Genomic DNA, 14,783 nt, shown 5'->3' with positions numbered 1-14,783 from the left:
AACTAAATTTATTATATTTTTGTGTAAGTATAGATTTACTAATTGAATTATACATATTACTGTAAGCTACCAACTTAACAAAGCAATAGATACATTAAATGACGATTAGTTCTGTTCAAGAAATTGGACCTGTTGTATATTCTGGCAAGAAAGGGGAAGGGGGGATTGCTGACAAGGTGGAAAGTGACTCAGGATACATCAGAAAGTGAAGAAATGTTAAATGGACTAATTTTGCACATTGGAACCTGTGAATCTAGCAATGGTTATTAAGTTTTAGTTTGAAGAGTTAAAAGTGGATTTTATCCAATTTTCAGTTAACGTAGAGAGTATACGTTCTCAAAAAGCTGTTGAACGAATAGGAGCAACAAAAGAGGGAACTTTTCGTAAACATAGAGTAAAGGCAGACGGAACCATTCAAGACAATATATTTTACAGTATTATTAGTGATGAATGGGAGTCAGTAAAAGAAAGATTTATTTATTAGAGAAAGCATACTGTTAGTCTCACCTCTTCTTTTTTAACGAATTCTGTCATTGTACAAGGGAAAGATGATAAAGAAAGGGATGTGTTGCACCATTTGGTTAAAAAGGTATCTAGATGAAAGAGATGATGAGGGGCTGTATTCGTCGTGCTTTCACGCCTGAATATTCCGAGTTTCTCCGCAATAACATTGTCAGGTGCCATAGCTTTACGCGGAAATTTTCTTTTGGTACAAAGATTCTCCTGGAACGAGTCGCTAAAGAAATCACTGGGGCAAACACGATACAGATTGTAGATAGCATCGGCGAAACACTTCGTGAAAAATGAAGCAATGCTAAGAGAAATAGAGAAAAAAGCGGGTGCATTTTTCGGTAAGGAAAACTTTCAAACAAGCCTTATCCAATCTATTACCATACTTACTGCTCAATAGGAAAAAATGCCTGTCACTCCCTGAGAAATGTCGAAGCTGTAAAATTCATTCGACATTTCCAGGATGATGACAATGGATTATTTTTTATAATTCTATTTTCTGGTCACCACGTTTTTCTAGATTTTTAGCAGTTTTACTTTGGGCAACATCCTTTTGGTCTTTAAAGGTGCCCATGAGAAAATCATAGGCTGGGTTCGTGACACCATACCAGTAATTTTCATTTTTGAAGTGATGCCATAAATGAACCTTTTTCATCCATCGCCCCCATGGTGATATTGGTTGAAGGGGGCGATGCGCGATATAATGCTTCCACTCATAAAATAATAAAAAGAGCATAATACCTGCAATAAATGCGTTTGTCATGACAAAGCTGGATGAAAGAAAATAAAAAATTGCTCCTGAAATTGCAATGTTTGGCACACTATACCATAAGGGTAAAAATAATAAATGTAATTCATTCGGATTTGTATGGTGGTCATAATGTAGGCGCTTAAGCATTTTTAATAAAAATGCATTCTTTGGTGGCTTTAGATGAAAAATAAACCTGTGAGTAGCGTACTCAGCTAAAGAATACATAATCATTCCCAAAATAAAAGCACCCCAAATTCCGATAGAGGTTAAATGTAAAATCATAAATCCAAAGCTAGCGAGGAAAAGACAGCTCATGATCAAAATATCAGGATAGGAAAAATATTCTTTAAAATATTTTAGTTTCATTTATCACGCCTCCAGCTTTCTTTATTTTTTTCTATCTTTCCAGAGAGCCAAGCTTTTCTCCAATGTTGTCTTACACAATCTTTCCGCTTCAATTGCATCTCCCTTTAATGCAGCTTTTAATAAGTTGTGATAATAGTTGAAGGACAACCCACGATGATCTTTTACAGAAAAATATCTTTTTGCCATATCTACATAAATGGAATCGAAGCTATTTAAAATGAGTAGAAAGATCGGATTGGCAGCAAGCCCAGCACACCTTTTTTGCAAATCCCAATCAAATACTGCATAGCTTTCTGCACTATCTTCAAGTTGCTCAAGATTAGCAAGGAGAGCAACCACCTTAGGTTGATTAAACGTAACAGCATTACGAATATAAGTCGGAGTCAACGAACTTCTAAATTCTAATAAATACATAATAAATTCATCTGTAATGGTATGATGATTCTCAACAATATTTATAAGTGTCGTTAGATTACCATTGCTCCAATAATCATTAATAGTCGATGGCATTCCTTTTCTACCTGTTATCCATCCACTCCTTTCTAAACGTTGAAGCGCCTCCCGAATAGTTGGGCGACCAACACCAAATTCTTTCGCAAGCTCTCTTTCCGGCGGTAAAGTACTTCCTACAGAATAAACACCAGCCAATATGGATCTAATTAATTCATTCTCAATTTTATCTGAGGAGCGTTCCTTTTCTTTCAAGCCATCGTCCCCTTTATTTTTTGGTAATACATGTTAAAGATATTGGTAATACCAAAAATTATATAACGCGTTTGAATTTTCTGTCAATAATATTCATAAAAAAAGAGGAAACCATTTTCAAAGTGGTTTCCTCTTTTTTGCTTACATGGACTCGATTATCATTTGTCTTTCATACCATTTTGTTAACTTATCATTAACACTGTTTGAAATCCGTTTCATTTTCTTATTACAGAATCTCGATAGTGTAGCAGGGGATAAGCCTAACTCATCTGCTATTTCGCGCATTGTTCTATTTTGATGCATATGTTGGTACATAATTTTCTCTCTAATTAGCTCCTCAGTACTTACTGTACTATGAGCTATCGTATTTATAATCACATTATTTTCTTGCTTATCCGGAGTATCAATTACCTTTTTCTTTGCCAAACTCCCGATATTATCCATTAACTCTTTTGGTGGTAAAATGATGATTCCTAATTTTGAGTAATAATTCTTAAACCAGTTCCGTTCTCCAATTCTTGATTCATCAATTTCCTCAGCGTACTCCCAATGTGAAATAACTTTTTCTTTTTCTAAATCTATTAATACATTTTCTAATTGCTCACGAATACGGTGGGGGCGTCCCTTAGCTATATTAATCCCCATAACAGACAATAGTCCTTTTTCTCCATCAATTGAATATGGTCTTTTTAAATTACTGTACTGTTGTCGAATTCTCCATTGCCAAGATAAATAGCGAATTAGTCGCTTATGGAATTTGTGTCGATAACTATTATACTCCAATGCTTTTTTAGATAATAACGCTGTTGTGCTACTAGATCCGTATAAATACATCGACAAAAAGCTACCTGGCTTTATTCTACAAGATTCAATACCTACGTAATCATTGGTATTTTTATCTCTCCAAAGAACTACAGAATCTAAAACGAAAAGTCTTTTAATTATTTCACGTTTCATTTCAAATTGCTCACCAGTTTCTGCACGATCATTTAAAACCACGACTTCATTATCGTCATTTAAATAAATAAAGATACTCGCCAAAGCAGCTATACGTTGTGCAATTTTAATTTTATCTTCTGCACGATAATACTCTATACCATTTGCTGATGCTTTTGGAATATTACACATATCTAGTACATTTTCATAGCTGAAATCAATAAAATCATCTGGAGATTTCGCTTGATTCAACCACTGTATTGTAATTGTATCTAAACAGTCTGCGGTAAGATCATCCATGTTACTAATAACACCATCGACTAGTATTGACCATCTTTCTGCTTCATTGGTGTTTACTAGCCTTAAATCTTCATCCTTGTGTGATGATAGCTGAGCAACTCCGCTTGTATTTTTAGTTTCTAATGGTAAAACAGGCACTGCTCCTACTTCATCTTCTTCAAAGTGATTCTTGGCTATACCATCTCGTAGTTGATAATATACCGCATCATTACTTACAGGATAGTAATCCTCTTGTAGATCACTTGAATGCTCTTTTAACTTTTCATCTGTTGTATTAGATATTATAGCCGTTTCAACTTCTTCAGATGTACTTCCAAATTCTTGTTCTATTATTTTATCGAGTACATTCCGAATCTCAATTTTATATTTATCTAGATTTGCGTATATATGCAATAATGAAATCCCTTGTTCTTGTTTCTGACCTAACCAAGAGACAAGTGCTGAAAATGAAGGGGATATATTAGCTGAAGTTACTACTTTGTCATGATTTCCTTGTACTTCCTCATAATATCTATTCCACTTTTCCCATAGCTGCGTGTTCTTTTCATACATTGGAGCAGCAAGTAAAAGGGCATCGCTAAACAACACTAATACTTTCTCCATATTAAAAACCTCCTTACTAAATTCCCACCAATTAGAAATATTAATTATAGAACTTGAGACGTTATAGCTATATGGTGGCAACATAGCATATAAGTTGAAACGTTATCAGAATAATCTATATCGAGAAATGATTTATCGAACAGTATTTGTCCTATCAAGTAAACATTCTTGTACTTGTATTATATAAGACTGTACTTATTTGTAAAATTACTACTTTACACCACAATCTCCATGCGGGAAACCCATTTGGCATTAAATAGTGTAAATCATACTTTTAAAGTGAAACGTAATTGTCCCTTTTCTTACAAATGAAATGAAATATTATGACTGTATGATAACAATTACTTTCTGATCAAGAAACATCGATGAAATGTCGGTTTCATCTAAAAAATTCTGAAAGTCACTCTATACAATGATGCAAATACCTCTACTTTTATGAAACACCATAGCTGCATTGTGGCAAGTTCTATTAAAAACTTGAAACGGTTTAGCTTTATGGTGGCAAGTATATTCTCAACAAAAATGCAAATGGATTGTCGGGTTTTATCTAACAAGAATTAACGGTATTTCATACTTCGATACAAATACCTCTACTTTTTTGAAATCCCATAGTTACATTGTGGCAAGTTCTATTAAAAACTTGAAACGGTTTAGCTTTATGGTGGCAAGTATATTCTTAACAAGAAATGCTAATAGATTGTTGAATTTCATTTAACAAGAATTAACGTTATTCCATATAGCGACACGAATACCTTTACTTTTATGAAACATCATAGCTACATTGTGGCAGGTACTATTGAAAACTTGAAACGTTATAGCTATATGGTGGCAACAACTCTTTAAATATGAAACATTGACGCACTAACATCTGTTCATATAAAAAAAATATTTTTTATTTAAATTAGTGCTAAACATTGATATAAAGCCATTCTTTAAAAAAACTAAAAAATCCCAATGAAATGCTATAGCTATATGGTGGCAACAACTTTTTTTAAAAAAAACCTATAAATCCATATATAACAAGGGTTTAGGTACATTTCAAGCGCAATGAAACATTGATTTCAAACATGAAACGGCATAGCTTTATGATGGCAACAATCCAAAAAAAACATGAAACGCATATAGCTATATGATGGCAATACTCCCTTGACGTAAATTAACATGAAAACGCTATACCACAACATTTATGAATGAATTCTACACATTATTTAGTCATTTCAAAACTTGAAACGTTATAGCTATATGGTGGCAACAACTTTTAACCCAAAGCACTAAAAAACCTAGTATATCAAGGTTTAAGTGCTGTTTCATTAATTTCAGATACGTTTCATATTCAAAATACCTTATAGCTTTATGGTGGCCAAAATATTTTTTTTGTGAAACGTTGAATCCCTTGTGCCTCTAAGGATGAGGCTGCGTTTCACATTTTTGATTTTCCTCTTAAAGAGACACATTTCACCCAGATTCGATTTGATATAATCAAAATTGAATTTTTATATCCTATTTAGGTAAAAACTGCAACTCATAATAAGAGGAGGTGAAAAAGATGGCTAAACCTTTCGTTATAAAGAACAAACGTAGTTTAAATGGTGAAACAACAACTCCAGTATTAGTAACAATTAAAGCATGGCAAAAATTAGTGGAAGCTTTAGAAGGCAAATACTATAGCTTTAAAGATACATATCTAGAAGATATCGTAAATTCAATGTCTTACGAGGAACGAATTGCAGATGAAGAAGGGTTTGTTGAAAAAGCCAAACCATCTTTTTCACTTCAAATGAAAAATCTCTTCACTAAAGCAAATGGTAGAAAGCATAAGCTATATGGTATTACTAATGCAGATCTAGAAGTATTTCTATTTCTACATAAAAAATGTAATACCTATGGTGAACTTTCTCATGTTTCCATTCACATGCTTTGGGAGGACTACAAAAACTATAAAGAAGCATTTTCACATATTCATCATTCACAATTCTATGTTGCGTTGAAAAAGCTTAGCTTACACAACATCATTGAAATTGAGAATGAGTACAGTGGTAAATATAAAATTACATTAACTGATTTTATGAACAAGGAAACGAATAAAGCGAATCCTTACACGTTTATCAGCCCAATTGTATTTACAAAAGAGTTCTTCGATTTATCCATTGCTGCTAAAAAGCTATTTATTGATATCGCAATGCAGCAAAAACGAGAAACTACTTTGAAACGTTCCCTATACAAATTTGATGAACAAGGACAACAGACTCATTTTGGCGGTATGTATCGCTTCTTACATAAGAAATACCCACATCAGATACGTTCTGTAATGGCTGAATTAACAACTAAATCTACTGCTACTGGATCTTCTTTGTTTAAAATTTGCAAATTAGAAAAGGGGAAAAAGAATAAAAAGCAGTATACAACACTGTATTTATCTGTACACCCTGATTTCTTGTGTAATAAGGAAGTAGGGGAAGAGTATCGCGATCCATTTACACCAAGACTTACATATAAACGTAAAGCTAAGTTCATTGAAGAATCGTTAGTTGAAATGAATATTGCAGAATTTACAAAAGATATAAACCAATTTGTAAATGTCTTAAAACATTCCTGTCATCGTCAAATCCGCCAAGTGATTCGTGGATTACGAGAAATGATTGATAGACAAGAGGGTTTCCCTAAAAATCTTGTTTATACACTAAGCAAATTATTAAAGCAGTCTTCTCAATATCGCGTATTAGATACCGCTGCTAAAACAGGTATTTATTCTCTGATTACACATAATGTACCGAAAGAAAAGCAAGAAGATGCGTTATTTAAATTTGGTACTCACTTTGCTATATATTCATTACAAAATGTTAAGAAGTTATTCTGTAAAGCGCATGACCTTCTTCATTCTACATACGCGGTTCCTGTGACTGAAGAAGCATACCATCGTAATTATATGCAGTATCAAGAAGAGACACTATTTAGGAAGTATGCTTTTGAGCAAGGCGTAAATGTTAACGCATATATTGCATTAGAAATTAAAATTCGTGAATTATTAAAATCTCATGGCCATAAAGAACATCATATTCCAAGTGATATTCGCGAACTGTTCATTGAAAAAATAGATAGATTGCCTAAGGAAAAAATCCGCGTAATTGAAGTTCCTAAAGACTTTAATTTAATCGATTTTCTTCATTCCTTAGAAGCTTATTACCGTAAAAATAGTGAAACACCATGCACGGTAGATCAGCTGCTTCCTGCAATGTAAAATTACATGCTCTCCTTTTTTGAAAAATCAAAGACGGAGGGCTATTCGTGCTGAAATTAGAAATTAAATTCGTACTATCCAAAAAAAAAGAGAGAGATTCTTAAATTTGAGTTAGAATACCTCTCTTTTTTTATACACTTTTATACAAAATCCCTAAAATATAATCAGTAATTCACAATTTCACTTTACATTTTTCTGAACATTCGCTCTCTTGCTGGGATTTAATCTACTAAAAATCGTAAATATATATATAAATTCAGTGGATATCTTAATAATATTGTCCAAATGTGTACAATAAAATGGCTCAAAGCTTCATTTATAAACATTTCATATAAAAATCTACTTAAAATCAGAATTTTTTTTGTTAATAATGTTGATTTACTGAATTATGTCTATAACTTACTTCTAAATGTTAATAAAATGTGGGTTATTTTATAGCGTATGTGGAAATCATGTTATTAATTTAAGCTAGACTACCATTAATCTTATATACACTTCTACGTATCAAAATAATGCTGATTATATGTAGGTTAAGTAATTCAACTTTATGATATTTTGTATATTTAGAGCGACGTAAAACATAATAAATACATTTCCAATAAGTGTTTTTTTCGATTTTTTATGGTTCTATAACTTTGCAGACACTGTTATTACTGAGTTTGTAAGCCATTTTTCATAAGTATAATAGTTTTATCTTTATATTCTTTTTATATAAAAGATATATATTATATTAGGTTTTAACGTACTATCCGAAAAATGCGCATCTCTTGATTATCTAAAAGGTAATAGTCTTTCACTAAGTAGAAAATAAATTTAAATACTTGAAGATACCAATAGTATTATTTTATAAAAGATATGTAATCAGTATGAAAAGGAAAATTAGTTCAAATAGAAGCATTATCAGTATGAACTAAAGAGAAGAGATGTATTAATTGCTCAGACAATAATTATACGCTTAGTTTATCCGTATAGGCCTAAATTAGAAGAGACAATACAATATCATCTTAAATGAACAAACAACTCATGAGGAGTCGATAAAACCTATATTAGAGTAAAAAGAAAACTTATTTTGTTGAACAAGTCTGTCTAAGATTGAAAATACTTTATACATAAGATGTTTGGTTTAGCTTCATAAACTAGTAATTTACAGGATTCTTTTTACATATTGAAAAGATGCTAGGCTTCCTAAAAAAATGACAAAAAATATAGAATACTATATTTAATATATCTTGTTTTAGAAATTAAAATAAATAAAAACATTAGAATTAATTTTTGACCTTTCATACTTACTACAGCAAGCTATTCAAGCTTACAATTTCGGGACTGGGTTTTTTGACTTTATTGGTGCAAATGGTGGCAAGTATACGAAAGAATTAGCAATCAAATTTTCGCAACAACAGTATCAAAAAGTAAAACATACTGGTATGTATCATTGTCTTAGACCAGAAGCCGTACCGTATCAAGCGTGCTACGGCGATATTGTGCGCCCGTAGAGGGAGCAAGAGAACATGGTGATTGCAAACCATTAGGTCTTCCCTAGATGACCTATCATCACTTGACTAACCTTGGAAGGAAACTGAAGGGGGACAATAGCATGTCAAGAAAGCCGTAAGTTGATTAATCATCGAATCACGACTGAACGGCAAGATGTGAAATATGGATAAGGATGAAAGCTATACTGCTTGAACGATAGCACAAGGAAGGCTACCGTAACTCATTTCGGAAGATGGTTATATACGGAATGTGGTAGATGACATAGCGATAAGGGTGTCGTCGCTATGTATAGGGACATTTACCATCCTCCACTATACGTGGAAACGTGTGAAAGTCGCATCCGAAACCATATGTGCAAGTCTCTTGTCTTCTAAACGGGGATTACCTAAGTTGGAATGCCGGAAGGCTATTGAGGATGACTTCAAGGTACAGCCAAGAAGTGTGGCTCATGAATATCCAATACGGTAACGGAGCCTTCATAGTAGTCCGAGCTAGGGAAAGCCTAGTACATGGCGAAGGAAGGCAGTCTGTCCGCTTAAAAAATGAAATTGGGGAGGTGCAAAAGGCATCATGCAAAGTCCAAAAGTAGTATTAAGCAACCTGCAAAGACAGAGTCAGAAGGAAGAGTATAAATTCCGAAGACTCTATCGAAATTTGTACAATCCAGAGTTTTATTTCACTGCATATGACAATCTGAGTAAAAATGATGGAGCACTCACGATGGGTGTAGATAAACGTTCTATTGATGGATTTTCAATAGGAGTTATTGAAGAGCTGATAGAAGCCCTTAAGCAACGGGCATATCAACCGTTCCCATCAAAAAGAGTGTATATCCCAAAGAAAGACGGAAAGAAAAGACCATTGGGTATACCTAGTTTTGCGGATAAATTGGTGCAAGAAGTTGTGAGAATGATATTGGAAGCAATATATGAACCAACGTTCTCCGTATCATCACATGCTTATCGAAAAGGAAGAAGCTGTCACACGGCACTTCAAGAAATCCAAAGAACGTTTACTGGTAGCAATTGGTTTATTGAAGGGGATATTAAAGGTTTTTTTGATAACATCAATCATCATACTTTGATTGGCATTTTAAGAAAACGTATTGAAGATGAGGCATTTATTGAACTGATATGGAAATTTCTTCGTGCTGGATACTTGGAAGAATGGAAATTTCATAATACCTTTAGCGGTGCTCCGCAAGGTGGTATTATCAGTCCACTTCTATCTAATATCTACTTGAATGAGTTAGACCAATACATGATGAACTATATACAACAATTCAATCAAGGTAAAAAACGAAAGAACAATCCTGAATATCAACGGAAATATACTCAAATGAGAAGCACGATTCGGAAGTATAAAAATGCACTGGAAAAAGAACAAAAGGAAGAAGCACAACAACATTTAGAACAAGCTAAAGCGTTAAAGAAAGAATTGCAGACGATTCCATATAGTAATCCAATGGATTCAACTTATAAGCGTCTTACTTATGTTAGATACGCTGATGATTTCCTAATTGGTGTAATTGGTTCAAAGTACGATGCGAGATATATTAAGAAAACGCTTATTACCCATGCTTCTGAAAAACATGCAGGATTTCTCGGTTACAATATTCGTGTTTTTAGAGGAAGTGCACCTCGAAAAGATGCGATTGGGAGAGTATGTAGATACCTTAATGGAAAAGTTCAATTAAAAATGCCTCATGAGGCTTGGGTCAACAAATTGAAGAAATACCAAGCTATCAAAATGAGTGCCGATGGCACTTGGATGCCCAAAGACAGAGGATACTTCATTCATAATGAAGATTTAGAGATTGTCGCTCAATATAACAGTGAAATAAGAGGATTGTATAACTATTATCGGCTAGCAGAAAACGTGAGTAATCATATGCATCGTTTTGCTTACTTTATGTATTACTCTATGCTAAAAACATTTGCATCTAAGTATAGAGTTAAAACAAAAGAGATTCGAAAACGTTATGAGAAAAACAGACGATTTACTGTCACATATAAAACATCTCGAGGAGAAAAGCAAACGCATTTTATTGAACGTAGTTTTCCACGAGAGAAACAGTCAAAAGAAGCGAACTTAGATTTAATTCCAGATACAAAATATGTGTTAAGTGAAACGAAACTCTCTGATCGAATCAAAGCTGAACAATGCGAATTGTGTGGGAAAGCGAATACCACAATTCATATGCACCACGTAAAAAGGCACAAAGGAGAGGTTTAGCAGGAGACAGATGGAGAGCCGGATACATTGAGAGATGTAAGTCCGGTTCGGGGAGGAGCACTTAAAAACCTACTACAGTAATGTAACAAGGCGTTGGGTGCTTACTCTACTTGTACGTTGACGTAGTTTTAAAATATTATCAGCCGGGTTCTGTCGTTTCTGGTGGAGGACGTAACACAAATGACATTGCAAGAGGGATTTTTGATTGTTCAAGTTTTGTGCGCTGGGCGTTCGAACAAGTAGGGATGTATACCAGTCCGATGGGAGCTGTAAGTACTGAAACATTAAATAAAATCGGTACAAAAGTATCGGTAAATGATATGAAACCAAGTGACGTTATTTTCTTTGATACCTACAAACATGCCGGGCACGTTGGCATTGTAATTGATAAAAATACTTTCATTGGATGCCAAACGAATAAAGGTGTTTCCATTGAAGATCTAAATAATCCGTATTGAAAAAAGTCTTTTCTGGTTATGTAAGAAGGTTCTAAAAACCTAAATAATAGGAGACTGAAAGAATGAAAGAGAAACGCAAATCTTTGTTTATTGTGTTTGTCTTTTTAGTTGTAGGTGTGACAGCTTTTAATATCTATTTGAGCAAAAAATCAATGAGTGATGGAAAAGAAAAACAGTTAAAACTTTCAAATGAATTACTAACAAAACAAAATGAAGACTTAAAAAGACGACTTAATAAGGTACTTGCCTCCGCACAAGAACAACAGAGAAGAGCGTATTTATCGACAGCCGAAACCAATCGAAATGAAGTTTTATTTACAAGAAAATGAACCCGGTCAAAAGGAAGTAAATGTGTTAGCTGAATTTATAAATGTCACGACTGATTCAACACAAAATCGAGAAGAAAAAGTCAACAATGTGTTGCGAATCATCATAAAAAAGGAAAAGGAAACATGGCGAGTTACAAGTTTAGAAGAGCTCAATATGAAAGTTTTATAACAAAAAAGGTGAGGATGTGATAGGTGCAATCAGTAAGAAGGGTGAAAGAATTAATTTGAGAAGAAATAAGTCGTGGATCTACCTAGCAATTATCGGCTTTCTATTTTTCGGTTTTTTCGCTTTCTTGACATCTAAAATTCACATGCCGAACGATGAAAAACTATTCCATACGGAAACACACAAAGTAATCAAGTTGTCGGGAATGGGGAAATTGATTGTAGAACAGAGGGAGTACAATCCACATAAAAACTTCATAGAAATTCGATTTTGGATAGAAGGATATGAGGAAACTGGCTTTACGTTTAAGGCACAAGAAAAAGGGAAGCCAGGTGTTCAATTACCTGTCAAAGTGTTGTATGAAGAGAACGGAAATTACGTGATAGAAGTCAAAGAATTATCTCCAAATTGGGGAGCTTTAGCTTTAGGTATTTACAATAAAAACAGTGAAAAGGAACAAATGGATATTCGTAAATTCACACAAGATGTTAACGAGTACGAAGATGAAAATACAAGTACAAAGAGTCCAAATAAACTTGTTCAGACGATTTTTACCGATCAAAGAAAAACAAAAGCAAATGATGAATTGTTAGCTGAAGATAAAAAAATATATGAGTTAGATTTTATAGAAAGAGACAAAAAAGATATTGAAACAAAGATCGAAAATTATGGGAAAGCAATCAAGCTTGAAGAAGAAAATGGGAAGACAGTTTTTGAGAAAGTGAAAGAACTGAAAGATGAAATGAAGTACCAAACCGAAGCAGAAAAAACGGAAACTCAATCGAAAATAGCATCTTTAGAATCCAAAATAAAATCATCAGAAAAGAACGTTGAATTGTTTAAAGGAGAACAAAAAATTGCACGAGATAAGATCAAAAAATTAGAGCAAAAGGCACAAGAAATTAATAAAAACTGAATAAAGTCATGTCGTCAGTGAGTACTCACCAGTTCAATTTGAGTACTCAGTGAGTGCTCATTTGATGGTTTTTATATCGTCAGTGAGTACTCATCTGTTTGATTTGTGTCATCAGTGAGTACTCACCTAGAGGATTTTCTTGCCCCCATCGTTTTGCTAGGCTCCGCCTAGCCCCACACCCTCGGTGGGGGCAAAAACCCCTTATGCTCTTCTCACTATTTTTGGTTCTCTACCCACAATTGCAGAAAGGAGCAAAAATTGTGCATCTAAAAATAAGAGATATAGATCCGGTTGCAATCAAAAAATTTGATGAAATGGCAAAGAAAAAAGGAGTTTCAAGACAAAAACTTTTAAAAGGAATACTTGAAATGGCGGCTTATTTGCCGGAGCAAACAAAAAAGGAAATGGAGTTAGAAAATTTAATTGAAAAGAACATTTATGCAATGAGAGAGTGTTATAGCGAAATGAAAAAAATGAATGAGTTTATACAACTCATGACACAGGATGATGAAAATGAGTAATGCTGTTCCTGTTCAACCTTCCAGTACACCGGGTGTTGTTTTAAAAACAAAATTTGTGTTACCAAGTTCGGATGCATTTCAGAACTATATTGAGTATGTAGACCGGGAAGAAGCACAAAGTGAAGTGAAGCTGAATCCGAAAATGTTTGAAACGTATCAAGAATATATGGGAAATCCAGAAAATACATCGGCACTGTTTACGGAACACTCAAATCGTTTAACAGAAAGCGAAAAAAAGTCCTTAAAGGAAATGTTTAAAACCGCTCACGAAAATGGAAGTATCATGTGGCAAGATGTCATTTCTTTTCATAATCCTTGGCTTGAGGAACAAGGCATTTATGATTCGAAGACAAAGACTTTAGATGAAAAAAAGTTAATGGATGTGACACGGATTGCGATGAAAGAAATGCAAAAAAGAGAGGGATTAGAAAAAAGTTCTACCTGGTCGGCAGCCATTCATTTTAACACGGACAACATTCATATTCATGTGGCAACTGTTGAACCATTTCCAACGAGAGAACGTGGAAAAAGAAAACCCAAAACATTGGATGCGATGAGGGGAAAAGTCGTAAACAATTTGTTAGATCGTAAGCAGGAACAGAAACAAATTAATGATCAGATTCGAAAAAATATGGTGGGAAGTAAAAAAGAAGATTCCATTTTTGATTGGCGCAATCAACATTTGAAACCATTGATTTTACAAGTCTATAAACAGTTACCAAGTGATAAAAGACAGTGGCAGTATAGCTACAATACCATTCAGCCATTAAAGCCGGAAATGGTATTGTAGCTATACTGTTTTAAAAAATCAAATTTGCCCCTAGTAGTGAGGTAAGCTGAAAAATAGTCTTATTGAAATGAATTATTTCTCTTTCTTGAAGATATGCACCCTTAAATTTTTCTTCTTATTGAACAATCTGGCCCTTTAGTGGAGTAACTTTATTGCTGCTCAACAGTTCCTTAATCCGCCTTTCAGTTCAGAACTTCTTTTCACTATAAAAACATCCCTTTAGATAAACAGATCCAAATGGACAAAACATTTCTCCTTTTTTATAAACACCGTGACTTTATTTAAAAGCGACATTAAAAATATTCTTCAAATCCTGGAGGCATAAGTTTGCCACAAACAAAAAGAATCATAAAATATTTGAAAAACAAATTATCAACCTTTTGAACTACCCCCACTTTCACTTCGTTTAGAAGAGGGGGATTCCTAAGTAAAGAGTTCTATCGAACTCTAATTTATTAGGCTATC

General features: G+C 33.7%; 7 protein-coding genes and 5 pseudogenes. 9 read left to right on the top strand and 3 right to left on the bottom strand.

Annotated features, from left to right (window positions below):
• Positions 1 to 292 precede the first annotated feature (292 nt).
• Positions 293 to 484, top strand: coding sequence for a GNAT family N-acetyltransferase (locus tag JDS80_RS26615; RefSeq protein ID WP_242477419.1), 192 nt, complete (start codon positions 293 to 295; stop codon positions 482 to 484).
• Positions 485 to 994: 510 nt separating this feature from the next.
• On the opposite strand, the gene JDS80_RS26610 is transcribed toward JDS80_RS26615, so the two are convergent.
• From JDS80_RS26610 to JDS80_RS26600, 3 genes are all read right to left on the bottom strand, one after another.
• Positions 995 to 1,627, bottom strand: a complete 633-nt coding sequence (locus tag JDS80_RS26610; RefSeq protein ID WP_071772057.1) for a sterol desaturase family protein — start codon at positions 1,625 to 1,627, stop codon at positions 995 to 997.
• Positions 1,628 to 1,648: 21 nt separating this feature from the next.
• The gene (locus JDS80_RS26605) at positions 1,649 to 2,332 is read right to left on the bottom strand and encodes a GntR family transcriptional regulator (RefSeq protein ID WP_199640393.1); all 684 of its coding nucleotides are present in this window, start codon (positions 2,330 to 2,332) and stop codon (positions 1,649 to 1,651) included.
• A 141-nt stretch (positions 2,333 to 2,473) separates the two neighbouring features.
• Positions 2,474 to 4,171 carry a helix-turn-helix domain-containing protein gene (locus tag JDS80_RS26600; RefSeq protein ID WP_199640392.1) on the bottom strand — a complete coding sequence of 566 codons (1,698 nt, stop codon included), beginning with the start codon at positions 4,169 to 4,171 and terminating at the stop codon, positions 2,474 to 2,476.
• Between the two features lie 1,546 nt (positions 4,172 to 5,717).
• On the opposite strand from JDS80_RS26600, the gene JDS80_RS26595 reads away from it, so the two are divergent.
• The 8 genes and pseudogenes from JDS80_RS26595 to mobP2 all read left to right on the top strand — a co-directional run.
• Positions 5,718 to 7,409 carry a hypothetical protein gene (locus JDS80_RS26595; RefSeq protein WP_199640391.1) on the top strand — a complete coding sequence of 564 codons (1,692 nt, stop codon included), beginning with the start codon at positions 5,718 to 5,720 and terminating at the stop codon, positions 7,407 to 7,409.
• Between the two features lie 1,289 nt (positions 7,410 to 8,698).
• Positions 8,699 to 8,893, top strand: a pseudogene (locus JDS80_RS26590) (lysozyme family protein); the annotation flags it as partial.
• A gap of 580 nt (positions 8,894 to 9,473) precedes the next feature.
• Positions 9,474 to 11,126, top strand: a pseudogene (locus tag JDS80_RS26585) (reverse transcriptase domain-containing protein); the annotation flags it as partial.
• Between the two features lie 122 nt (positions 11,127 to 11,248).
• A pseudogene (locus JDS80_RS26580) lies at positions 11,249 to 11,631 on the top strand (C40 family peptidase); the annotation flags it as partial.
• 27 nt (positions 11,632 to 11,658) lie between these two features.
• Positions 11,659 to 12,094, top strand: a pseudogene (locus JDS80_RS31285) (MerR family transcriptional regulator).
• A gap of 16 nt (positions 12,095 to 12,110) precedes the next feature.
• Entirely contained in the window at positions 12,111 to 13,007 is an 897-nt protein-coding gene (locus JDS80_RS26570) for a hypothetical protein (protein ID WP_199640390.1), read from the top strand.
• A 203-nt stretch (positions 13,008 to 13,210) separates the two neighbouring features.
• Entirely contained in the window at positions 13,211 to 13,528 is a 318-nt protein-coding gene (locus JDS80_RS26565; RefSeq protein ID WP_206774696.1) for a DUF4843 domain-containing protein, read from the top strand.
• A pseudogene (gene mobP2 / locus JDS80_RS26560) lies at positions 13,521 to 14,309 on the top strand (MobP2 family relaxase); the annotation flags it as partial. The gene JDS80_RS26565 and the pseudogene mobP2, both read left to right, overlap by 8 nt.
• Positions 14,310 to 14,783 lie beyond the last annotated feature (474 nt).

Origin of the sequence: Bacillus cereus group sp. N8 (assembly GCF_016483685.1) — a bacterium.
GTDB lineage: Bacteria > Bacillota > Bacilli > Bacillales > Bacillaceae_G > Bacillus_A > Bacillus_A proteolyticus.
This window is presented reverse-complemented; position numbering and strand designations above follow the sequence as displayed.